Here is a 21,409-nt window from a genome sequence, read left to right on the forward strand (position 1 = left end):
AATGCGTCCCGTGTATCATCAAAAAACGAGACGCGTCGATGGTCATTTATTCATCACAATTTTGGCTTATCATATTATCCATAGCATTCGTCATCAGCTGAACTTGGGTTAAAATGATGTGAGAGTTTTTCTGAAACTTTGAACATTTGAGCACCTACCTTCCTGGTGAAGATGCCTCAATCTTTACGGGACGGCAACAGATGCGACAGAACCCTGAACAGCTACGCTTTTTTTATCAAACGCCCTATAGGCAAACAACTTACCATATGATACAATTATCTTAAAAAGTGGGTAAAATTTTTTCTATCGGTGTACGAGTGAAGTGAAATCAAAACCTCTGGTTCCTGATACGCTCGAAGTGCTCATTTACACTTGTAAACTGCGCGCTTCTCGCTATCATTAAACTAGAGGTTTTGATTTCACGAGAGTTTAGTATAATGAGGATATTATAGGTAAAATGACGATATCAGAACAAAAGAAGAGGGGCCGGCGTCGGACCTCCACTGGACACCTGTGTGAGAACTGGCACAGTCGACTCAAGATGGCAAGGCGTATTTCAGGCCTATCTAAAAAATATTTGCAGGATAAATATCATCTTAATGCGCACACACTAGCCTCTCTTGAGATCAGTCGATCGATCCTTTCTGAAGAATGGGGTAAACAATTTTGCCGAGCGTTGCAAGAGGAGAAGGTTTTGTGTTCTCCAGAATGGTTGTTCAAAGGCACTGGCACTCCTCCCAAACGCCTACAAGACCGAGAGGCTGCACTCCTCCTGGAGCAAAAACGCGTTGAGGATTGTAAGGTCTTTAACGACGAAGTCGCCATCACCTCAGAAGTAAAGACCTTCTGTGCTGGACACAAAGATAATATGGTCGCCATTGTCAAGGATGATGCTATGTCTCCTTTCTTTGAATTTGGTGATTACGTTGGCTGTCGCCGTGTTCCCCTAGGTTCAATTGATCAAATGCTAGGAGAAAAATGCCTAATCGAGCCAGAGCCAGGAGAGTACCTTGTGCGTCATTTTACCTATGACGACAATACCAGTCAGTATCTCCTGTCTGCCGCCAACCCAAAGTCAACCATCAATAGACCCCTTTTGTTTATTAAAAAACCTGTAAGTGTCAGCCAAATCATTTGGATCAGAAGGTTGCCTAGGCCGATTTTGGACTGAGATCAGAGGTCAGAGGTCAGAAGTCAGAAGTCAGAAATCAGCAAGGCAGTCTGGGATATGATGCAGGGCTACCTCATGAAATAGTCATCATATATTGCTTAAATCCTTATCTACAAAGGGATACCGGCCATTTTCAGCCTGCAAAAAGCACGTAGTATTGCACGTATCTGCAAAAGCTATCAAACCCTTTGTAAATAAGGTTTTGGGAAAAACAATATAATCTTCATGAGGTAGCCCTGGGATATGATGCCTTCTGAAACCATATTATCCAAAACTAAGGTTAGTTAAGATAAACCAGAAATCATTGTATCTTCTGATCTCTGACCTCTGATCTCTGACCTCTGATTTCTGACTTCTGATTTCTGATAATCGCACAACTTTGCAAAAGGAATCACTCGGCTATAATCAAGGTCAATCAATCCGCGATCAAAGGCAAAGTAATAAGGAGTAGATCCTTGAATCATCTGTGTGGGGCGCAAATATTTTTCCCACTCAGATACTTGCGGCAGTTTGATGTCCTCCTGGTGATGGAAACACAGCATTCGCTTAAAATCGCGCAAATCTTTAATAATATTTTGTGGAGCATCTTCAAGTTTGGCTTGATCAATGACCATTTCGAATTGTTCCGGCGCACTGGTAAACAACCCATAATGATTCCCATCGGCATCCATCATTAAAAAGCTCCCCATACTTTCAAACAAATAGTACTCAACGATGTTATGCTGTTGAGTCAACCGAAAAAAGTGATCGCGAAAATCGGGAACTGCAATGGCACTCACAGGATGAGTATGTTTTGTTACCGCATTGGTAATTGTCTCGGTTAATTTACAAAAATATTTGTGTTGCGCAGACTGAATTGCAAATTCAAGCTCTTCCAACAAATTACTGCTCTGTTTGTGAATAAAATGATCAATCAACCCTTCGTTGAAAGCCCGGATCGCCAAACCCTCATCTGCTTCACCGGTTAAGACAATTTTTTGAATATAGGGAGATTCAATCTGCTGGCAAACTTCAAAGCCACTCATGCTTGGCATCTCATAATCAACCACAACAACAGAAAATCGATTAAAGCGCGATGCGTTGTAGATTTCCCTGTACTGGTCATAGATATTGATATCTACAGCCCGGTGCTCCCACTCAGATTCGTCAGCCTCGCTGACAAACTTTGCAACTAACTCATCCGCCTCCTGGCAGGCATTCAAAACATCCAACCCATCCGGTGCATGTACGCTCGAGACAAAGTTTGTCACATGCCCGGCGGATAAGTTGCTCGCCATATACCGGCAATACTCCGGATCATCATCTATGAGCATCACTTGAGTGGGAAAATAAAAACTAGGAATCGATTGAGAGTAAGACATACTTTTGAAACCTGTAAAACGTAATACACTGTTGATGGGTGCATTATGCTCCCTATTTTGGCTTTTGTGAAGCCCAAAAGTAACCATGTCATTGAACAGCCCTGGCCAGTGTAAGCTGAAGTGTAAGCTGAACAGTTACGCACAAAATAGCTAAAGTAGAGGCATTGCCTCAAACAAATCTGGTAAATCATTTTCCAGCAAGATCACATCTGGCGACTTTGTGTTATTTGCAAGCCATGCACGTGCTTGTGCAAACGATTCAACTTCAATCAACTGGATGTTGGACCGCGCTGCACGAATTGCTTGTACGAAACTAGGAATTCTTGAAGCCATAACCACAATGGCTATATCTACACAGTCAGCAACCTTGGTCCCTAAATCTGCATGAACCGCGGCATGCTGCGCGCCAAGCTCAACAATTCCAGGTGTGACAAGAATGCGCCGTCCTGGCTTTTTGTGCAGCAGATTTAACACCCCAAGTCCAGCTACAAAACCATCTGGATTGGCATTAAAGGCATCATCAATGATGCAGGTACCGTTAGGTTGAGGTTTGACCTCCAAACGATGCCGAATTTGCGGCAAGCTCTTCAAAGCTGTTTGAATCGATTGAGCGTCAATCCCAAGGGCGCGAGCGGCAACAAAGGCCAGGGCAATGTTTGCCCCCTGATGCTTGCCGTAAATCGGCGCCTGCAAAACCCATTGCTGGCCTTCTTTTGCTTCGGCAACGGTGACCTGGATTCCCTTGGCAGTTTGATTTATCTCTTTCAGGCCATCGGTTTCACACAGAGTTATGGATTTTTGCGGCAGCCTGCGCCTTTGGTAAGACTGAAAACGCGCCACAGAAGTCGCCATTACCATCTCCCCGCCGCTGCTGATAACAGAATCGGCCAACTCTAATTTGGTATTTGCTGTGGTCTCAAGCGATTTAAATCGCTCCAAGTGCGCCTCTCCTACAGCGGTAATCAAGCCCATTTTAGGAGCCACCAGCCGGCAGATTTTGGCAATCGACCCCTGCCGGTAAGCCCCCATTTCCACCACAAAATATTTATGAGCTGCATTAAGCTTTTCGCGAATCACCCGTGAGATTCCCATCGGCGTATTCACACTCCCCGGTGTGATCAAAGCCGAAGAAGTTGTGCTTAGAATATGTCCCAAGATATGCTTGACTGAAGTCTTACCAAACGAACCGGTAACACCAATGACAAACGGATCCAACTCCTGCAAGCGCTGTTGCGCCAGATTCCAGTACTTCCTCTGCGTCCAAGTTTCAAAAGGGGCCAGCAGAAGATTGGCAAGAGTGAGAATGATTGGAATGACCTGTGCAAACAAAATCCAAATCAGTAAAGACCAAAACGGTGTCACCAGTAAAAGAGGCAAAAGGGCCACCATCAAGCACAATGCTACAGCCACAGACAAAATACGTTGTGCCCGATGCGTGAGCAGCAAAGGTTTTTTACCATAAAACCTAGCGTCTCTTTCATACCAAGCGAAAAATGCAAATGCAAAAATTACCAGCAATAAAACAGCCAGTTCAGATAAAACAAATGCACTCAATAATATTACAATTAATACAAAACTCAGCTTGCGATCCAATAAACTATGCGAGACAACCCATTTTAAAAAGCGTGCATTGTTATAATCTTGTTGCTGGAGAAAGCGTAAAAATGTCAGCAAACGCTTGACGGCAAAGCTAGTTAAAGCGATGAGTAAAAGAATTTTTAAGGCAAGAATAGGTAAAGTCATTGATTTATTTGTAACTACATCAAGTTTAATAAAGATCTTCTAAATTAATCACAAGCTTTTTTCCTAGTGCCTTAGCTGCTTTATCCAATTGTCTTAAGGTTGGCCAATGGGTAGGATCCTCTAGCCTTGCAACCGAAGGCCAAGAAGTTTCCAGTGCTCTTGCAAGCTCTGCTAGAGAGTGATCGCCACGGCTGAAGCGTATTAGTAAAGCAGCTTGAATCCTGGCAGAAGGATAAAGTATGTGCGTAAACTCACCATGAGATGGCTCTGGAATTTCCATCCCCTCATCGATCCTGCCCTCAATTGTGAGATTTAAAACCTCAGCTGCATTAAACAGGGCTTCTTCTAGAGTTTCTCCTTGCGTAATGGCTTCGGGCATATCTGGAAATGATACAACGTATATACCATCATCATCTTGTTTTATGACACATCCATATTGAATATTCATCTCAACTTTACTCCTGTTTGTCTTTCGATACTCGCCAGCAGCCCTTTACCTATATCTTTTGAGCCATGTACAGGAACAGTTGTGCGTTTCTCTCCGCACCCCATACGATAATGGCTCCCACGAACTCTAAGGATTGCCCATCCCTGCTTTTCTAGAGTTTTAATGATTTCTTGCCCTTTCATGACATAATGATACATCTTTTTTGATGTATCGTAAAGTTTTTTGTCAGAAATTCTGCACATTGCCCAGTCCCGTAGAGGCTGGGCTGGAAAATGGAGTGAGCCGAGAATCAACAGTTTGAATCAGCTTCAGTACAGCAAGCCAGAACCCCTCATTTTTTGTTGATGCTCTGCAAAAACTGCTGCAATAAATAGCTCACTTGCGCTCGTCCTTCGGTTAAAATATTGGCATGGTCAAAATGTTCCAAGACCGTCAGTTTAGCATTTGGAATGAGCTCTGCAAACCGCCGCCCCATTTCTGGAGGAGTTTCTTGATCTTGCGCTCCATAAAGCAAATGCACTGGACACTTAACCTTTTGCGCAATCTGTGTCAGATCTTCTTGGATTACACGCAGCAAAACCCCCCGCATTGGTCCAGCGGCCCGATAATCTGTGCTACCAAATCGCTGTTTGAGACCTTCTGGAACCAATCCTCGATGAATCAGCGGTTTTAAAGCTTTGTAAGTATACACTTTGCTTTTCAGGACAATAGTTTCAACGGGCGTGCGCCTGCGCTGCAATCCAGCACCGGCAATCAAAAACAGTCCATCTAATAAATCGGGCTCCCGTGCAGCAATGCGTAAGCCAACCCGGGCTCCAAAAGAATGAGCCACCCATATCCGCTTTGCTTGACATTTTTTCTGGGGCAAGGTTTGCAAATATTCAATGACCAGATCGGCATAGTCCTGTGTGTTCCAGGTTTTTGGAGGCAGCGGCGCCTGGCCAAATCCTGGAAAATCGAACAAAATTTGGCTTGTGCTGGCATCAAAGCTTTGAGCTATGGGCAAAAGCGTTCGATGATCAACCCCCCAACCATGGGCCCAAATCAATTGTGGAACGTCAAATGATTCTAATCCGCGCTTGTGCAGAGCCAAAAGAGTTGCAGTAGTTGCGTTATTGGCTGGCTGTGTCGTTAGTTGCATGCTTAATCCCTACACTATACTGAAGCTGAATAGTTATACTGAAGTGAAATCAAAACCTCTGTTTCCTGATACACTCGAAGTGCTCATTTACCCAAGTAAACTGCGCGCTTCTCGCTATCATTAAACTAGAGATTTTGATTTCACGAGAGTATATATAAAAACTTTCCTTTTACACCTGCATCTTTTATAACCAATTTAGAGCTTGAAAGAAAGGAATGTAATGCCCCCTTCTCCCACACAACGCCCACATACGCGCCCGCATACACGCCCAAAGGTTGCGGTATTTTTCGGCGGGCAATCGCCTGAGCATGACGTAAGCATTGTCACCGGCCTGCAAGTTCTGCATGCTATTGACCAAACGCGCTATGCGCCTTTTCCAGTCTATATTGCTCCCAACGGGACCTGGCTGGTAGGAGACGCGCTTGCCAATCGCTGCAACTATTGGCTTAATGCGAAAACAAAAGCAACGCTGACCCCGGTCACCCTTGATTTCAGCAATACAAGAGGACGCGGCAGACTGTTGCCGCACCACAAAAGTATATTTCAAAGTATGTTCCAGCGCCCTCAGCCCATTGACTTTGATATTGCTCTGCCAGCAATGCATGGTCTTTATGGCGAAGACGGCAATTTGCAGGGGTGTTTTGAAATAGCTCACCTCCCCTACGCCGGTCCTCGAACCCACGATGCAGCTATTTTTATGAACAAAGCCACCACAAAACGTTTGTTACAGCAGTTAGATATCCCGGCCTTGGCCTATACTGTGATTCAGCGACCTCAGGAAGGCCTGCTGTTAAAGCCAGATGCACTCAAACAAGTTGCCAAAGACATCACATTTCCGGCATGCGTCAAACCCAATCATCTCGGCAGCAGCATTGGTGTCGCCAAAGTCACCTCCGCAGAAGAACTCAATGCAGTCCTGCCGGCAATTTTTAAATACGACTCACAAGCCATTGTCGAGCCATTTGTTGATAATCTAGTGGAATATAATGTTGCCATCCGCCGCACAACAACTGGAGAGATCATCACTTCGGCAATCGAACAACCGAAAAGCAGTGCTGAACTCTTAGATTTTAAAGAAAAATACCTTTCAGGAGGCGCAGACAAACTGGGTAATAAAATTGGCTCCAAAACTAGCGCTAACCAAAGCGGAGGCATGGCCAGTCTGACTCGAATTGTAAATCCAAAAATAAGTTCCAAAATGCAAGCCAATATTCGCCAATGGAGCACCACACTTTATCAAGCGGTCGAGGCAACGGGCGCTCCTCGAGTTGATTTCTTGTGCAACCAAAAAACCGGAGAGTTATGGCTGAATGAAGTTAATCCATTTCCCGGATCGGTAGGTTATTACCTATGGGAGGCGGCGCCCCAGCCAATCCTGTTCACCCAGCTGTTAAATGAATTACTGGATGAAGCGCAAAGCTGCCATCATAGCTCAACACTGCCAGAGGATCCGACTCCTGAGGCGGGGCGGTTGTTTGTTAGGCAGTAATACAGAGGTCAGAGGTCAGAGGACAGAGGGCAGAGGGCAGAGGACAGTATCTCAGTGGCGAGCTGGATCAAAATACTTCTTATCCAAAACTTAGGTTGGTATGATACAATCGACATATAAAATCTGAACTCTGAACTCTGAACTCTGAACTCTGAACTCTGACCTCTGACCTCTGACTTCTGAAACTGGCTTCTGAAAAAATGACCGAAAAAGGCTTTAAAATCATCATTTACTTCGCGTTTTTGCTAGTTCCTATGATCATGGCACTATATGCTGCGGCCTACTGGCTGGATGTGACAGCTAGCAAAAACTTACTGCACGCACAAATTGGATTCGGCGCCATGCTGCTAGCCTTTGCTGGCGGTGAGTACATGGGCACATTGCGCTATACTTTTTTAGATCCACCACCACTGCCAGCGCATGAATCACCATTGCGGGACAGCTCAAGTCTGGGATTAATCTTGCTGTTTTTGGCGTTTATCGCCCTGAATAACCTGGCCCAGAGCCGCACAAACCTAACAATGCTGGCCCTAGCACACGCCTTTGTCATCCCCGGATTTATTCTCATAATGTATATTGATCGGCGCCTGTTGCACTATAAAATTCAACCCACCTGGTTTACCCGCATTCGCATGTACGGCTGTAGCATTGCGCTAGCAGCTCTGGCAATTTCAGGTGTGAAACTCTATACGCAAATGCTAGAGGTTTATGTGCGGGGGTAAAGAAGATCGAGCGAGATCAAGACAAAAAAAACCCACGGGCCGAAGCACCGTGGGTTTAGTAGACGTTAATCAAAAAAGATTAGGTGCCATCCGGACCCATATTAGCTGGCTACTGATTATTACCTTCTCCTGGCTCTGGCTGCTGTACTGGAGCCGGATCCATATGTCCTAGCTGCTGATTATTACCTTCTCCTGGCTCTGGCTGCTGATTATTACCTTCTCCTGGCTCTGGCTGCTGATTATTACCTTCTCCTGGCTCTGGCTGCTGATTATTACCTGCTCCTGGCTGTTGTACTGGAGCCGGATCCATATGTCCTAGCTGCTGATTATTACCTGCTCCTGGCTCTGGCTGCTGATTAGGCTGTTGTACTGGAGCCGGATCCATATGTCCTAGCTGCTGATTATTACCTGCTCCTGGCTGTTGTACAAACTGATTCTGATCTGAATTATCCATATTAAATGGGTCGGCTACTTTTTCTACTCTATTCTCAACAATATTAACAAGGGACCGAGCAAAACTCTCTATGCCTTCATAGTCAACTGAATTAGCCTCACCATCATCGAGTGTATCATCTTCGCACAGAGTATAAATGACAGCATCCAATCGATCAGCAATTGCCTGCTGTACAAAAGAATGGAAATAGCCTTCCACCTCATCAGCAGAACCATAAAATCCTATTGTGTTACTAATCGCGTCACTATACGCTCGCAAACCAGCAACTTCTGCTCTAAGGTCAGTAATCTCCTGACCTGCTCTACTCACTCCTGAATAAAATCCCTCTTCATCTCGGCAATGAAAACCAAGCGCCCTACCTGTTGCACTTACCATATCTTGCATCTGCTTCAACGGTATGGTAGGACCCCGGCGTGTTGAACGTGTTGGAGCTGCCGAACGTGTTGGACGTGCTGTACGTGTTGGACGTGCTGGACGTGCTGGACGTGCTGTACGTGAGGGAGAAACAGAATCTCTACTAACACTACTGGGGGTCAAAGTGCTTGGGTTAGTTACTGACGAAATAGTTCTCCTGGGAGCTGAAGAATTGGCATTTTCGCCTGCGCTATAGCCCTGCCCAACCTGAGGTGTTCTACTGGAAGCAGGCACTGCTATGCCCTGGTGAAGACGGGGGGCGCTTGAGAAATGAGCAGCAGGTACAGTATTGGTTACATTCCCTGAATTAAATGAAGGACTGAGACCTCCGCCTGCGTTATAGGTACTCACAGGCTGAGATGTTCTCCTGGGAGCTGAAGAATTGGAATCTGCGCCTCCGCCAGCATATCGATTAAACTTGGAGGCCTGAGCATCTCCAGCGGCAACACCCGCCAACAAAGCTGCACAAGATGTGGCAGCCAACAATAATTTAAATTTATTCGCTTTCATTAAGCTTTCTCCTTTATAAATCTCATCTATCCTTAGATGAGATACTACTAACAATCACTGAAGGAGACCAACTCCTCAGCGTCACGAAGTTAATGTAAGGGCACTAGACATTTATGTCAAGTAAAAAAATGATTTTAAATTAAAAAAAATACTGAGACGATTACGTTCGCACAAAGCACTGGAAAACTTTGATCAGCAAAGCGTCCAGCTAATGTCGTCCCGATGATAGAAAGCAAAAACTTTAGAGATTTTATTCAAGCGCCACCATCTTGAAGTTTATTTTTTCAAATAAAGATATAAATGCTAACTATTATTTTCATATAATGTATTCTTATACTGAAGAGAAATGAAAGCCTCTGTTTCCTGACACACTCAAAGTGCTCATTAAACTAAAGGTTTTCATTTCTCGCGGGTATATATTGAAACTAAATCAAGCTGTTGATTTTCTGGTGTACTCAAACAGCCTTGTGCCCCACTCGAATCACCTCGCCATGCTGCTGGCAGTTCGGTACGGCAAGTTCAACAAACACATCCACAACATCTTCAGGAGCAGGCAAGGTTTGCGGATCCTCACCCGGCATAGCTTCTGCGCGCAATTTGGTGCGCACAATCCCCGGGTCCACCAAGTTAACCCTTAAGTTGGGAGCAATGTTTTGGGTTTCAGTCGCATAGGTTTGCACCAATCGATTAAGAGCTACTTTGCTGGTGGCATATGCCGACCAATACGCTTTAACGTGCTCAGTAATATAGGAAGTGGTGAAAATTGCACGTCCCATGGGAGATTTTTGCAATAAAGCATCAAAAGCATGAAGTAATCGCCAATTGGCATTTACATTGACTGCCATCACTTGCTCCCAAACTTTAGGTTCCATGTGCGCTGTCGGTCCTAAAACACCTAAAACAGCGGCATTACCTACCAAAATGTCAAGCCGCCCAAACCGCCCGGCTACTTCAACGCCAAGAGCGTCAATCTTGGCTCCTTCTTGCAAATCAAGCTGCACCAGGGTGACCGCAGCCCCTAGCGCTTTACAACGATCATCAGACCTTTCCAGGCCTTCAAGATCGCAATCCAGCAAAATCAGCCTCGCTCCTGCTTGTGCGTACGCCCTAGCTACAGCTGCGCCAATTCCATTGGCTGCACCAGTAATCAGGGCAAGCTTATCTTGCAGTCGCCTTGCCATTTATTGTTTGGCGCCAAGATTTCCTGGCATGTCGTTCATCTGTTTGTCAGTCTTTGGCCCTTCCGGTTCCGGACGTGAAAATGAGCGTACTAAATTTTCTGCAGGAAACTCAGATGCCTTTGATCTGTTTTTCAATCGATCTTTCTGCAAACCAAGATTTTTAATTGCAGCATTGGGCACCAGACCCCGCAACCAATCACCAGCTTCAACAATAAACGGGGTCGAGCGGGCTGTCTGCAAAGGCTTAGGCCATTTTTCATGATTCGGCATGAAAAAGCTAAAAGCAAGGTAGGCTAAGCTGAGGAGCACTCCGCCTCGAATCACCCCAAAGACAACGCCAAGTGAACGATCCAAGCCGCCCAACGTTCCCGATTTAATGCGCTGTGAGATGCTGCGACTGATAATGGTCAACACAATAAGAGCTATGATAAACAGGATGATCCCAGATATGACGTCAGCCACAAAAGCATCGTGGATGTACTGCATCACAAAAGGCCTGACAAGAATCATACCGTATAAGCTGATAAAAAATGCACCAATCCATCCGCCAATGCCTAAAACCTCTCGGGTAAAACCGCGTGAAACACCAACGGCAGCCGATATTGCTAAAATCACAAGAACAACAATATCTATGGTATTAAAATCCGGAGTCATGAGTTGATAACCTCTCTTTGTTTAGGTTTAGGTTTAGGTTTAGGTTTAAGTTGAGTTTGAGTTTGAAACAGTGTACCTAGGTCCTGCACATAACTCAACTCGTGAATTTGAATCAAGTCATCAGGTGCTTTTGATCGCTTTTTCTGCCTTGGCAGAAAGGCTGTGTTAAACCCTAGCTTTGCCGCTTCCTTCAGTCGGAGAGCTTGCTGGCCCACGCCTCGAATTTCCCCAGCCAGGCCAATCTCACCAAAAATAACCGCATCTTGTGCAATAGGAACCTTAGTGACCGCTGAAACCAGTGCCGCAGCCACTGCCAAATCCGCAGCCGGTTCCCCAATACGCAAACCGCCTGCAATATTCAAGTACACATCTTGACCGGAAAAATTCATCCGGCACCGAGCTTCTAAAACCGCCAAAATCATCGATAGCCGACCTGAATCCCAACCGACCACAGCTCTGCGCGGTGTTGCCAATGTGGATCCCACCACCAGTGCTTGCACTTCGACCAACAAGGGCCGTGTCCCTTCAATTCCAGCAAAAACCACTGAACCACTGACATCACCGGATCGATCCGCAAGAAACAGCGCGGAAGGGTTGGCAACCTCTTGCAACCCTCCTTGTGTCATTTCAAATACACCAATCTCATCTGTGGCCCCAAAACGATTCTTTACTGAGCGCAAAATCCGAAATTGATGCCCTCGGTCGCCTTCAAAATAAAGCACAGTATCCACCATGTGCTCAAGCACCCGGGGACCTGCAATCATACCTTCTTTGGTAACGTGGCCCACAAGAATGAGAGTCAAACCTCGCTTCTTGGCATAGCGAATCAAAACTTGTGCGCATGCTCGTACCTGGCTGACAGTTCCGGGAGCAGATTCCATGGTATCCATTGCCATGGTTTGAATCGAGTCAACGATCAAGACAGCAGCCTTGGGCATCGCCTCCAAGCTGCTCAAAATATCCTGCACACTGGTGCTGGTTGCCAGGTGAACTGGGCATTGCGCCAACTCCAGTCGCTCAGCTCGCATACGCACCTGGTCTATGGCCTCTTCACCAGATACATAAATGCATTGTGCGTTCTGGCTTAAAGCCGCCACCACTTGCAACAAAAGCGTGGATTTGCCAATTCCTGGATCTCCACCAACTAAAATCACCGACCCAGGTACCAGGCCGCCGCCACACACCCGATCAAATTCTGCAATGAGTGTTTTGCGCCGCATAACCTGCTGCTGCTTTCCGCTAAGGGATACAAAATCAAGAGCGCTGCCCGCCCCCAACTTAATACCTGGACTAGTGATTGGCATTTGTTCTTCGGCAAGGCTATTCCATGAATGGCAGCCACTACATTGACCACTCCATTTGCCTTGACGCGCTCCACATTGTTGGCAAACATATTGAGTTGTGTGTTTGGCCATATCCTTTGCTAACCCATTTGAATCGGACCTTCAGCCCGACCATGAATAAATTGATCAACCATGGGATGACCTGACTGATCGATGGATTCTGCTGGTCCCACCCAGATAATTTTCCCATCGTGCAACATAGCGATTCGATCTCCAATGGTTCGAGCACTGGCGATATCATGAGTGATGGTAATGGCAGATGCCCCCAGCCCTTTCACACACTCAACAATCAGATTATTAATCACAGAAGAGACAATTGGATCTAACCCTGTTGTCGGCTCATCAAAAAAGATAATGTCCGGGTTGTAAGCAATTGCCCGCGCCAAAGCTACGCGTCGTTGCATGCCTCCAGACAACTCAGCCGGATACAAATCAGCAACCCGCGGTTTCATTCCCACGGCTGCAAGCTTTGCAATCGCCAGTTCTCTACCCTCTTTGCGATTGCATTTACCCTCTTGCAACAAAGCAAAGGATACATTTTCCCAGACTTTCATACTATCAAACAGCGCGGAGCCTTGAAACAACATACCCACTTTGTGCAGATCCGGCCGGCATTTTTTCACTTGGGCGCCAAATTCTTGGATGCCACACATCTCAACCTGACCGCCATCCGGTTGAATTAGCCCCAAGATACACTTAATGAGCACCGATTTTCCAGTCCCTGAACCACCGATGACAACCAAAGATTCTCCTTCCCTTAGGTCTAAATCGATGCCACACAACACTTTCTTTGCAGCAAAACTCTTGGTAAGTCCTCGAACGCGAACCTTGCAGGAAACGGAAGTCGTTGTAGTTGTCTTTGTTGTTGTTGTAGATATCATGAGTGAAAAAACAGTGCTGTAATAAGATAATTGAGAATTAAAATCATAATCGAGGCTGAGACAACTGCATTGGTGGTAGCAGCCCCTACACCTTGCGCCCCACCTTTTGAGTGATAGCCATGATAACACCCCAAGGTGGTGATTAAAAACCCGAACACCGCAGCCTTGACCAAACCAGATACCACATCAATCCGCTCCAAGTGATCAAAGGTCTGATGCAGATAATTGGCGGGATTAAAACCCAATGTGTAGGTGGAAACCAGATAGCCACCAAACACCCCAATGATATCAGCAATCAATACCAGCACCGGCAGCATCAAGACGCCAGCCAAAATACGTGGCATAACCAAGTATTTGTAAGGATTGGTCGATAAAACCGTCAGCGCGTCAATCTGTTCGGTGACTCGCATGGTGCCAATTTCAGCCGCCATAGCAGCTCCTATGCGCCCAGCCACCATCAAACCCGCCAGCACAGGCCCCAACTCGCGTGTGACCGAAAGCACGACAACTGTGGGAATGGAATTTTCAGCGGCAAATCGAGCAAATCCTGTGTGCGTTTGCAAGGCCAACACCATGCCGGTAAAAGTCGCAGTCAACCCCACAACTGGTAACGAGTAATAGCCAATGTCAATCAACTGGCGCAAAATCTGACGTGGATAATAAGGAGTGCACACGCCATGAGCCAGGGACGTTAATACAAACAACGTAAGACGCCCGCATACTGCAAGGAAGCGTAGAAAATACTCTCCAACTTTTGCCAAAAAACCGATCACGTTTCGCCTCGGTATATTCGGTGGTTACGCTCACCAAAGTTCGTATAGATCTCCCGCGAAATTGTTCCACCAGCCGCCGCTTGCTCATCAGCAGTAATGTGTTCACCCACAACCTCAGCCCAAAAACCAGGCCTGAGGTATTGTTCAGGTACAGCGCTGGCGTCAACAGCAATCAAGTCCATAGAAACCCGACCGACAATTGGCGCTACATGACCGCCAATAAACACCTTACCACAATTACCAAAGGCTCGGATAATGCCATCGCCATAACCCATCCCTAAGGTTGCCAAGCGGATTGGCGTACTTGTCTTGTATTGCGCGTCATAGCCAATCGAGTGACCGGCAGGCATATCCCGCACCTGCAAAATCTGCGCATAAACTTGCACAGCGGGCTGCAAGCCAATTGCAGGAGCCACAATAGTTCCAACACCCAACAGTGCCTTACCGGGACGCACCAAATCAAAGTGATAGTCAGGCCCAAGCAAGATACCACCAGAATTGGCCAAACTCATTGGTGCTGCGGGCAATAACTGACATGCTGCTTGAAACCGCTGTAGCTGACGTGCGTTGAGCGGGTGATGTAGCTGCTCACTACAAGCCAAATGACTCAAGATACAACGCAGATCAAATCTTTCAAGTTTTTCCAAATGTTGACCAAGAACCGCCAGCTCTTGCGGTGGCAATCCCATACGCCACATGCCAGTATCAAGGTGCAATGCAGCAGGTAGAATGCGGTTTTGTTGCACGCCCCACTCACGCCACAAATCGATCTGTCCCAAGTCGTTTAAAACGGGAATCAGCTTATGTTTATCGAGAACTTCTTGCGTACCTGGTAAAACTCCGTTAAAGACAAAAATGTGAACTTCAGGAAGCGCCCTGCGCAACCGAATGCCCTCATCAACGGTGGCAACAAAAAAATCCCTACATCCGGTTTGGAACAAAGCCTTAGATACTGGAACCATACCAATTCCATAGGCATTGGCTTTTACAACCGCCGAACTTTTGGCTTTCGGCAAATGCGCTGCGATTTTTCTAAAGTTAGCCGCAATGATGCCCAGATCCGTTATGATCACACCACTGATACCCGGGGGGACCTCATGCTGTGCAAAGGGTAACTTGTAAGCGCCAAGCAAGTTACAAGATTGAGTTGTTAGAGGCTGCATCACTGGCGATCCTCTACATAGTCCACACATTTGGTCAAGGCGCTATCAAAGCGCAATTTGACTTTACCAATCGGCCCATGCCGCTGCTTGGCGATAATAACTTCGGTTATATTTGATACCTTATCCATACGCGCTTGCCACTCGGCATGCTTTTCCGTATCTTCCTCTGGCTGCTTGCGGGATTCATAATATTCTTCACGATAAATAAACATCACCACGTCAGCATCTTGCTCAATAGTTCCTGAATCCCTGAGATCTGCCAACTGAGGTCGCTTGTCATCTCTTTGCTCGACTGCACGCGAAAGCTGTGACAGCGCAAAAACCGGCACATTAAGTTCTTTGGCCAAGGCCTTAAGACTTCTGGTAATATCGGAAATCTCTTGTACGCGGTTTTCCGCGCGGCGCCCAGCCGACCCTTGCAGCAGTTGCAAATAGTCAACCACAATCATGCCCAAACCCTTTTGCCGCATTAACCGGCGTGCACGGGTGCGCAATGCCGAAACACTTAAGGCTGGAGTATCATCAATAAACAGGGGAACTTCACTTAAGTTGCGACTAACTTCGATAAACTTTGGAAAATCCGACTCCGAGACAGCGCCACGGCGAATCTTATCCGAGGCAACCCCCGATTCTTGTGCCAACAAACGAGTAGCTAATTGTTCTGCGGACATTTCTAGAGAAAAGAAAGCCACATGTGCCCCTTCGTTGCCCTTCAGTGCCGCCTGGGCTGCATTAAATGCGATATTCATTGCAAACGCCGTTTTACCCATCGACGGACGCCCAGCCAAAATTATCAAATCAGATGGGTGCAACCCCCCTAATTTGAGATTGATATCTTTAAATCCTGTAGTCACACCAACCACATGGCTGTCCCGCTTAAAGGCCACCTCAGCCATACTCACTGCCTCAGACATCGCATCTTCAAGACTGGTAAAGCCCCGATCCAGGGAACCAATGGTTGAAAGGTCAAACAATTTTTGCTCAGCCGCTTCCATTTGCTCAACTGCATCGCTCTCTAAATCTTGATTATACGCCTCATTGACGACATCTTCGCCAAAGGTAATTAATTGCCGGCGATAGTAAAGATCACGAATCGTAATTGCATACGAGCGAGCATTAATGATGCTGACCACCGAATCTGCTAGCTGGATCAAATATTTTGCCCCGCCAATGTCTTCCAGAGCTGCGTCTTGATCAAAATAATCCTTTAGGGTAATCGGGTCAGCGATATGCCCGCGTTCAATAAGACGTCGAATGGCACTGTAGATCCGCCCATGCACGGCATCGGCAAAATGTTCTGGTTGTAAAATTTCATCAATTGTCTCGTGACAAGCATTGTTATGAAACAAAGCCCCCAACAACGCCTGCTCAGCCTCATAGTTACAAGGTAGCCTACGACCAACTTCAAGCGCCAACGGCTCCTGCCGCTCATCCGAAACCAGCGGCTGCTCTGGTGGCTCAGGCGTTTCTTCGTTTGTATTGACGGCTTGCACTTGACTCATAAAAAAAACCTTATGGCTTCAACCACTGACTCTTGAGGAATAACTCCTTTAATTTTTACGACCAACACACGCAGGGGTCAAGGGCTGTTTTATAGATTCAGTGCTTAAGTAGCTAACTGACCGCTCCAGAGGCCGATTGAGTATAATTTTGAAAAAACAAGCTATTTTTCCTTGTTTTTTTACATCCTTATCGGATACAATCGGATCGATAATTGAAGCAATAACGACGATACAAAATATTTGGGAAAATTAGGTATGACCTTAAAAAAAATCAGAGACGGACAAGATATCTTGTTGACAAATTCCACAATTTACATTAATTGTTTATCTATAGTTCTTTTATTAGAATAGTAGTTGGACATGATCACATGTCCTTTTAAACAAAAATATTAGGAGAGTAACAAAATGGCATCAGAAAAGCAGGCCAATCTTCAAGACATATTTCTAAACCATCTCAGAAAAGGGAAGGCCCCAGTCACAATTTTCCTTGTCAACGGTGTGAAATTACAAGGCATCGTGACTTGGTTCGACAATTTTTCCGTTCTACTAAGACGTGACGGACACTCACAATTAGTTTATAAAAGCGCCATCTCAACTGTTATGCCGCTTAACCCAATTAAACTATTTGAAGAAGAAGAGACTGGAACAACCTCTCAAGATTCTGAAGCTAATCAGTAATGGTTTAAGGAGATCGTGAGTGATTCAACTACAAATATAGCACTCATCCTCCACCCTGATTTCAGGCACATCAAGGGTCATGCGCGCAGCGTGTATGACCCTTCTTTTCAGCTACAAGAAGCAGTTGGCCTGGCTCGAGCCATCAATTTAGATGTCATCGATGCCACAGTATTGCCAATCCGCTCTCTTAAGCCCAACAGTCTTTTTGGCACCGGTGTGATCCAACGTTACAAGGTGTACATCCATGATCAAGACATCAAACTTGTTATAATTGATGCACCGCTAACCCCAATTCAACAACGCAATCTTGAGCGTAAGTGGTCCTGCAAAGTCATTGACCGAACTGGTCTCATTCTTGAAATTTTCGGCGAGCGGGCTCGTACAGCTGAAGGTAAATTGCAGGTAGAACTTGCAGCCCTGACCTACCAACGTAGTCGTTTGGTACGATCATGGACCCACCTAGAGCGACAACGTGGCAGTCTTGGCTTTGTCGGAGGTCCTGGAGAAACCCAGTTGGAGGTAGACCGCAGGCTAATTGATGAACGCATTGGCCGCTTAAAAAAGCAATTGACTGGCGTAAAGCGCACCCGAGAACTACACCGAAAATCACGGCAATCGGTTCCCTACCCCGTTGTGGCTCTGGTGGGATACACCAATGCTGGTAAATCCACACTGTTTAATGCCCTCACCCAATCAGAAGTTATGGCCGAGGATATTCTGTTTGCCACTCTTGATCCAACCATGCGATCACTCAAATTACCTTCTGGTAGAAAGGTAATTCTATCCGATACAGTGGGGTTTATCTCGGACCTGCCGACGCAGTTGGTCATGGCATTTCGGGCCACCTTAGAGGAAGTTAAAGGCGCTGATCTGTTGCTGCACGTTCGCGATATTTCTCATCCACATACGGATATGCAATGCAAAGAAGTCTTCAACGTGCTCCATGAACTTGGCATCAAGGATACCTTGGAAGAAAATGCCATCGAAGTCTTAAACAAAATCGATCAACTCAAGGAAGAAGAACAAGAGTACATCTACCCAAAAGAAAATAGCATTCCTTTATCGGCCCTGAAACGAGAAGGACTTACCGCGCTACTGCATGCCATTGACCGTGCCTTAGCCCGCGATGAAATTATCCATGAGTTTACGGTTGACCTGCATGATGGCGCCGCCTTTGCCTGGTTGCACGCACACGGAGATGTGATTGCCCGTACGGATGATAATACGGTTGCAATGGTAACGGTTAAAATGAATCCAAGTGATATACAACGGTTTAAGAAATTGTTTGATGTGAAGGGATGATTAATACGAACCCCAGAATTCAGACCACTGAAATTAACTGAAACAAACGTTCAAGATTTTTTTGCCTCTTCCCCCTTCTTCGCATCCACCACCACCTTTTGCTTTGGCGTGATGATACCAGCAGATACCACCATTTTGATGCCATCTTCCACTGACATATCTAGCACCTGCACTTCGCTTTTGGGAATAAATAACAAAAATCCAGATGTTGGATTGGGGGTGGTTGGCAGGAAAACATTGATCACTTCATCTTCGGTATCCTGTTGCACTTCACCTGTGGTGGTGCCTGTGACAAAACCCAGCGACCAAATTCCGCGCCTAGGGTATTCTACCAGTGCTACTTGCCGAAAACTCATGGAATCTCGGCTTAAAACCGTTTCAAACACCTGCTTAATGGCCCCATAAATGTTACGCACAATAGGCATTTGTTCAACAATACGCTCACCAATGCGAATAATTAAACGCCCAAAGAAGCCAGCAGCAATTGCACCAATAAAGGTCAATCCGACAACGGCAATGATCAATCCCAAACCGGGAATATCAAAAGGAAGGTAGTACCCTAGCAAATAATGCTCAGGAATGATGGCCTTGACCAGGTTATCGGCAAACCGCACCACTAACAAAACAAAATATATCGTAAGAGACACAGGAGCTGCCACTAAAACCCCTGCAAAGAAATAGCCTCGAAGGCGCCCCATCAGGGTTATCTCGTGTTTCTCAAATGATTTGCTCATGTATATTTCTCCAGTACTGATTCGAACTGAGCTTTTGGGATGACGGCTCGCAGAAGGAAAGCCCCCTTATCTAAAACTTAGATCGAGTTACACTATAATCTCGTGCAATCAAAACCTCTAGTTTAATGATAGCTGCCAGCTTGCAGTTTACTTGGGTAAATTGAACACTTCGAGCGTATCAGGAAACAGAGGGTTTGATTTCACTTCAGTACAAAAGATAACAAACCTACAGGAAATTAGCCAGGTCTTCGCCATTTGTGCTAGCATTATAACATTGGATAAAAGCAAGGATGCGGTATGAAAATTATCGTGTGTGGTGCTGGAAATGTCGGATTTAGCATTGCTAGCTACCTGGAAAAGTACGACAACGACATCGTCGTTATTGACCAATCAGAGGAACTGGTCCGGCGCATCAGTGACCGGCACGATATCCAGGGCATTTGCGGCTATGCTTCTGATCCCAGTATCTTAACCCGTGCAGGTGCTGCTGAAGCTGACCTTATTATTGCAGTCACGCACCATGACGAAGTTAATATGGTCGCTTGCGAAGTGGCCCACGCCCTTTTCAATGTTCCCACCAAGATTGCCCGCATTCGCAACCAGGCCTACCTTGATCCACAATGGGTGCATCTGTTTGATGATTTCAACCTTAGCATTGATGTCACCATTTCTCCTGAAATTGAAGTAGCACGCTCGATTGGACAAAGCCTCTCGGTGCCTGGGGTTTTTCGAGTTAGCCCACTTGTGGATGGCCTTGTCAATATCATCGGCGTCAAATGTACCCTAGACACCCCTATTATCAACACTCCCATTACTCACATCACCAGCATTTTTCCAGAAGCGGAAATGCGGGTGGTTGCCATTAACCGCCCAACTCACTCATTTCTCCCCAATGACAAAGAAACATTACTCCCTGGAGACGAAGTTCTGTTTGCTGTCAGTCATGACAAAGTGGTTGAAGCGTTGAAAGCTTTTGGACAATACGAAACAGATAAACGACGCGTCATTATAGTTGGCGCAGGTAACGTTGGCTTGTCTCTGGCACAAAATTTGGAAGACTTGTTGCCTGACCTTGACGTACGCATCATTGAAAAGTTAAAAAATCGTGCGCGAGAGATTTCCAAATACCTCACGGATACACTCGTCCTACATGGTGATGCCCTTGACAGCGAGGTCCTAGAAGAAGCAGGAGTTGAAAACACTGACACCATTGTAGCTGTGACCGAAGATGACAAGGTCAACACTCTAACCTCACTTCTTGCTAAGCGATCTGGGGCCAAAAGAGCGGTTGCCTTGGTCAACAATACCGCCTCACATCCTTTGGTTACCTCACTTGGAGTAGACGCTATTATTAGCCCAAAAGAGATTACTGTCTCCAGTATCTTAGAACACGTCCGTAGAGGGCATATCCGATCGATTCATATCCTTAAGCAAGGATTTGCAGAAATTTTTGAAGGCGAAATCCAAGAAAACTCAAGCCTTACTGGGGCTTCTCTGCTTGATATTGAAATCCCCGGCAAAGTCCTTCTGGCAGCGATTGTCCGAGACCGTACTGTTCTCATGCCCTCAGCCAACATCACTCTACAACTGAATGACCGTATTGTACTGGTTGTTGCCAGCGAATCCATTATAGAAACTGAAAAACTGTTCTCGACACGGTTGGAGTATTTTCGGTAAACCTCTCTTATCTGATGACAATTATACTGAAAACTGATTTCACAATATTTTGTGTAAATCAGGAGTTC

At 46.0% G+C, this 21,409-nt stretch carries 20 protein-coding genes; 6 read left to right on the top strand and 14 right to left on the bottom strand.

Annotation, left to right across the window (positions count from 1 at the left end):
* The first annotated feature begins 457 nt into the window (after positions 1-457).
* Positions 458-1,171: a hypothetical protein gene (locus ABFQ95_00440; protein ID MEN8236009.1), complete on the top strand. Its 714-nt coding sequence runs from the start codon at positions 458-460 to the stop codon at positions 1,169-1,171.
* A gap of 284 nt (positions 1,172-1,455) precedes the next feature.
* Here ABFQ95_00440 and ABFQ95_00445 read toward each other — a convergent pair whose 3' ends face one another.
* From ABFQ95_00445 to ABFQ95_00465, 5 genes are all read right to left on the bottom strand, one after another.
* Positions 1,456-2,532, bottom strand: a complete 1,077-nt coding sequence (locus tag ABFQ95_00445; GenBank protein ID MEN8236010.1) for a response regulator — start codon at positions 2,530-2,532, stop codon at positions 1,456-1,458.
* A 150-nt stretch (positions 2,533-2,682) separates the two neighbouring features.
* On the bottom strand, positions 2,683-4,275 hold the full coding sequence (gene murF, locus ABFQ95_00450) for a UDP-N-acetylmuramoyl-tripeptide--D-alanyl-D-alanine ligase (GenBank protein ID MEN8236011.1): 1,593 nt from the start codon (positions 4,273-4,275) through the stop codon (positions 2,683-2,685).
* 25 nt (positions 4,276-4,300) lie between these two features.
* Positions 4,301-4,723, bottom strand: a complete 423-nt coding sequence (locus ABFQ95_00455; protein ID MEN8236012.1) for a type II toxin-antitoxin system HicB family antitoxin — start codon at positions 4,721-4,723, stop codon at positions 4,301-4,303.
* The gene (locus ABFQ95_00460; GenBank protein MEN8236013.1) at positions 4,720-4,965 is read right to left on the bottom strand and encodes a type II toxin-antitoxin system HicA family toxin; all 246 of its coding nucleotides are present in this window, start codon (positions 4,963-4,965) and stop codon (positions 4,720-4,722) included. The genes ABFQ95_00455 and ABFQ95_00460 overlap by 4 nt, the downstream gene beginning before the upstream one ends.
* Before the next feature lie 89 nt (positions 4,966-5,054).
* Complete coding sequence (locus ABFQ95_00465; GenBank protein MEN8236014.1) at positions 5,055-5,864, bottom strand: alpha/beta hydrolase; 810 nt, start codon at positions 5,862-5,864, stop codon at positions 5,055-5,057.
* A 220-nt stretch (positions 5,865-6,084) separates the two neighbouring features.
* Here ABFQ95_00465 and ABFQ95_00470 point away from each other — a divergent pair, with 220 nt between their 5' ends.
* On the top strand, positions 6,085-7,353 hold the full coding sequence (locus ABFQ95_00470; GenBank protein ID MEN8236015.1) for a D-alanine--D-alanine ligase: 1,269 nt from the start codon (positions 6,085-6,087) through the stop codon (positions 7,351-7,353).
* A gap of 200 nt (positions 7,354-7,553) precedes the next feature.
* Positions 7,554-8,075, top strand: coding sequence for a hypothetical protein (locus tag ABFQ95_00475; GenBank protein MEN8236016.1), 522 nt, complete (start codon positions 7,554-7,556; stop codon positions 8,073-8,075).
* Between the two features lie 109 nt (positions 8,076-8,184).
* Here ABFQ95_00475 and ABFQ95_00480 read toward each other — a convergent pair whose 3' ends face one another.
* The 8 genes from ABFQ95_00480 to ABFQ95_00515 form a co-directional block, all read right to left on the bottom strand.
* Entirely contained in the window at positions 8,185-9,453 is a 1,269-nt protein-coding gene (locus ABFQ95_00480) for a hypothetical protein (protein ID MEN8236017.1), read from the bottom strand.
* Positions 9,454-9,908: 455 nt separating this feature from the next.
* Positions 9,909-10,634, bottom strand: coding sequence for an SDR family NAD(P)-dependent oxidoreductase (locus ABFQ95_00485; GenBank protein MEN8236018.1), 726 nt, complete (start codon positions 10,632-10,634; stop codon positions 9,909-9,911).
* Positions 10,635-11,288 (bottom strand): CvpA family protein, encoded by a 654-nt coding sequence (locus tag ABFQ95_00490; GenBank protein MEN8236019.1) that lies wholly within the window; start codon positions 11,286-11,288, stop codon positions 10,635-10,637.
* On the bottom strand, positions 11,285-12,703 hold the full coding sequence (radA, locus tag ABFQ95_00495; GenBank protein ID MEN8236020.1) for a DNA repair protein RadA: 1,419 nt from the start codon (positions 12,701-12,703) through the stop codon (positions 11,285-11,287). Before radA ends, ABFQ95_00490 begins: the two co-directional genes overlap by 4 nt.
* A gap of 8 nt (positions 12,704-12,711) precedes the next feature.
* The gene (locus ABFQ95_00500; protein ID MEN8236021.1) at positions 12,712-13,512 is read right to left on the bottom strand and encodes an ATP-binding cassette domain-containing protein; all 801 of its coding nucleotides are present in this window, start codon (positions 13,510-13,512) and stop codon (positions 12,712-12,714) included.
* Positions 13,509-14,282, bottom strand: a complete 774-nt coding sequence (locus ABFQ95_00505; GenBank protein MEN8236022.1) for an ABC transporter permease — start codon at positions 14,280-14,282, stop codon at positions 13,509-13,511. Before ABFQ95_00505 ends, ABFQ95_00500 begins: the two co-directional genes overlap by 4 nt.
* Positions 14,282-15,448 (bottom strand): alanine racemase, encoded by a 1,167-nt coding sequence (alr, locus tag ABFQ95_00510; GenBank protein ID MEN8236023.1) that lies wholly within the window; start codon positions 15,446-15,448, stop codon positions 14,282-14,284. Before alr ends, ABFQ95_00505 begins: the two co-directional genes overlap by 1 nt.
* A complete protein-coding gene (locus ABFQ95_00515) occupies positions 15,448-16,950 on the bottom strand; it encodes a replicative DNA helicase (protein MEN8236024.1) in 1,503 nt (500 codons plus the stop codon). The genes alr and ABFQ95_00515 overlap by 1 nt, the downstream gene beginning before the upstream one ends.
* 405 nt (positions 16,951-17,355) lie before the next feature.
* Here ABFQ95_00515 and hfq point away from each other — a divergent pair, with 405 nt between their 5' ends.
* Together hfq and hflX are read left to right on the top strand one after the other, a co-directional pair.
* Entirely contained in the window at positions 17,356-17,628 is a 273-nt protein-coding gene (gene hfq / locus ABFQ95_00520) for an RNA chaperone Hfq (GenBank protein ID MEN8236025.1), read from the top strand.
* 15 nt (positions 17,629-17,643) lie between these two features.
* Positions 17,644-18,930: a GTPase HflX gene (gene hflX / locus ABFQ95_00525; protein MEN8236026.1), complete on the top strand. Its 1,287-nt coding sequence runs from the start codon at positions 17,644-17,646 to the stop codon at positions 18,928-18,930.
* A 50-nt stretch (positions 18,931-18,980) separates the two neighbouring features.
* Here the strand turns inward: hflX and ABFQ95_00530 are convergent, their stop codons facing one another.
* Positions 18,981-19,664: a DUF502 domain-containing protein gene (locus tag ABFQ95_00530; GenBank protein ID MEN8236027.1), complete on the bottom strand. Its 684-nt coding sequence runs from the start codon at positions 19,662-19,664 to the stop codon at positions 18,981-18,983.
* 297 nt (positions 19,665-19,961) lie between these two features.
* Here ABFQ95_00530 and trkA point away from each other — a divergent pair, with 297 nt between their 5' ends.
* On the top strand, positions 19,962-21,341 hold the full coding sequence (gene trkA / locus ABFQ95_00535) for a Trk system potassium transporter TrkA (GenBank protein MEN8236028.1): 1,380 nt from the start codon (positions 19,962-19,964) through the stop codon (positions 21,339-21,341).
* Positions 21,342-21,409: the final 68 nt, after the last annotated feature.

The sequence above is a fragment of the Pseudomonadota bacterium genome (genome assembly GCA_039714795.1).
GTDB lineage: Bacteria > Pseudomonadota > Alphaproteobacteria > JAGOMX01 > JAGOMX01 > JBDLIP01.

Bases quoted from the DNA above. Each gene is read 5' to 3' on its own strand.
- ABFQ95_00440 (MEN8236009.1), top strand. From the start codon at position 458: ATGACGATATCAGAACAAAAGAAGAGGGGCCGGCGTCGGACCTCCACT.
- ABFQ95_00445 (MEN8236010.1), bottom strand. From the start codon at position 2,532: ATGTCTTACTCTCAATCGATTCCTAGTTTTTATTTTCCCACTCAAGTG.
- murF (MEN8236011.1), bottom strand. From the start codon at position 4,275: ATGACTTTACCTATTCTTGCCTTAAAAATTCTTTTACTCATCGCTTTA.
- ABFQ95_00455 (MEN8236012.1), bottom strand. From the start codon at position 4,723: ATGAATATTCAATATGGATGTGTCATAAAACAAGATGATGATGGTATA.
- ABFQ95_00460 (MEN8236013.1), bottom strand. From the start codon at position 4,965: ATGTGCAGAATTTCTGACAAAAAACTTTACGATACATCAAAAAAGATG.
- ABFQ95_00465 (MEN8236014.1), bottom strand. From the start codon at position 5,864: ATGCAACTAACGACACAGCCAGCCAATAACGCAACTACTGCAACTCTT.
- ABFQ95_00470 (MEN8236015.1), top strand. From the start codon at position 6,085: ATGCCCCCTTCTCCCACACAACGCCCACATACGCGCCCGCATACACGC.
- ABFQ95_00475 (MEN8236016.1), top strand. From the start codon at position 7,554: ATGACCGAAAAAGGCTTTAAAATCATCATTTACTTCGCGTTTTTGCTA.
- ABFQ95_00480 (MEN8236017.1), bottom strand. From the start codon at position 9,453: ATGAAAGCGAATAAATTTAAATTATTGTTGGCTGCCACATCTTGTGCA.
- ABFQ95_00485 (MEN8236018.1), bottom strand. From the start codon at position 10,634: ATGGCAAGGCGACTGCAAGATAAGCTTGCCCTGATTACTGGTGCAGCC.
- ABFQ95_00490 (MEN8236019.1), bottom strand. From the start codon at position 11,288: ATGACTCCGGATTTTAATACCATAGATATTGTTGTTCTTGTGATTTTA.
- radA (MEN8236020.1), bottom strand. From the start codon at position 12,703: ATGGCCAAACACACAACTCAATATGTTTGCCAACAATGTGGAGCGCGT.
- ABFQ95_00500 (MEN8236021.1), bottom strand. From the start codon at position 13,512: ATGATATCTACAACAACAACAAAGACAACTACAACGACTTCCGTTTCC.
- alr (MEN8236023.1), bottom strand. From the start codon at position 15,448: ATGCAGCCTCTAACAACTCAATCTTGTAACTTGCTTGGCGCTTACAAG.
- ABFQ95_00515 (MEN8236024.1), bottom strand. From the start codon at position 16,950: ATGAGTCAAGTGCAAGCCGTCAATACAAACGAAGAAACGCCTGAGCCA.
- hfq (MEN8236025.1), top strand. From the start codon at position 17,356: ATGGCATCAGAAAAGCAGGCCAATCTTCAAGACATATTTCTAAACCAT.
- ABFQ95_00530 (MEN8236027.1), bottom strand. From the start codon at position 19,664: ATGAGCAAATCATTTGAGAAACACGAGATAACCCTGATGGGGCGCCTT.
- trkA (MEN8236028.1), top strand. From the start codon at position 19,962: ATGAAAATTATCGTGTGTGGTGCTGGAAATGTCGGATTTAGCATTGCT.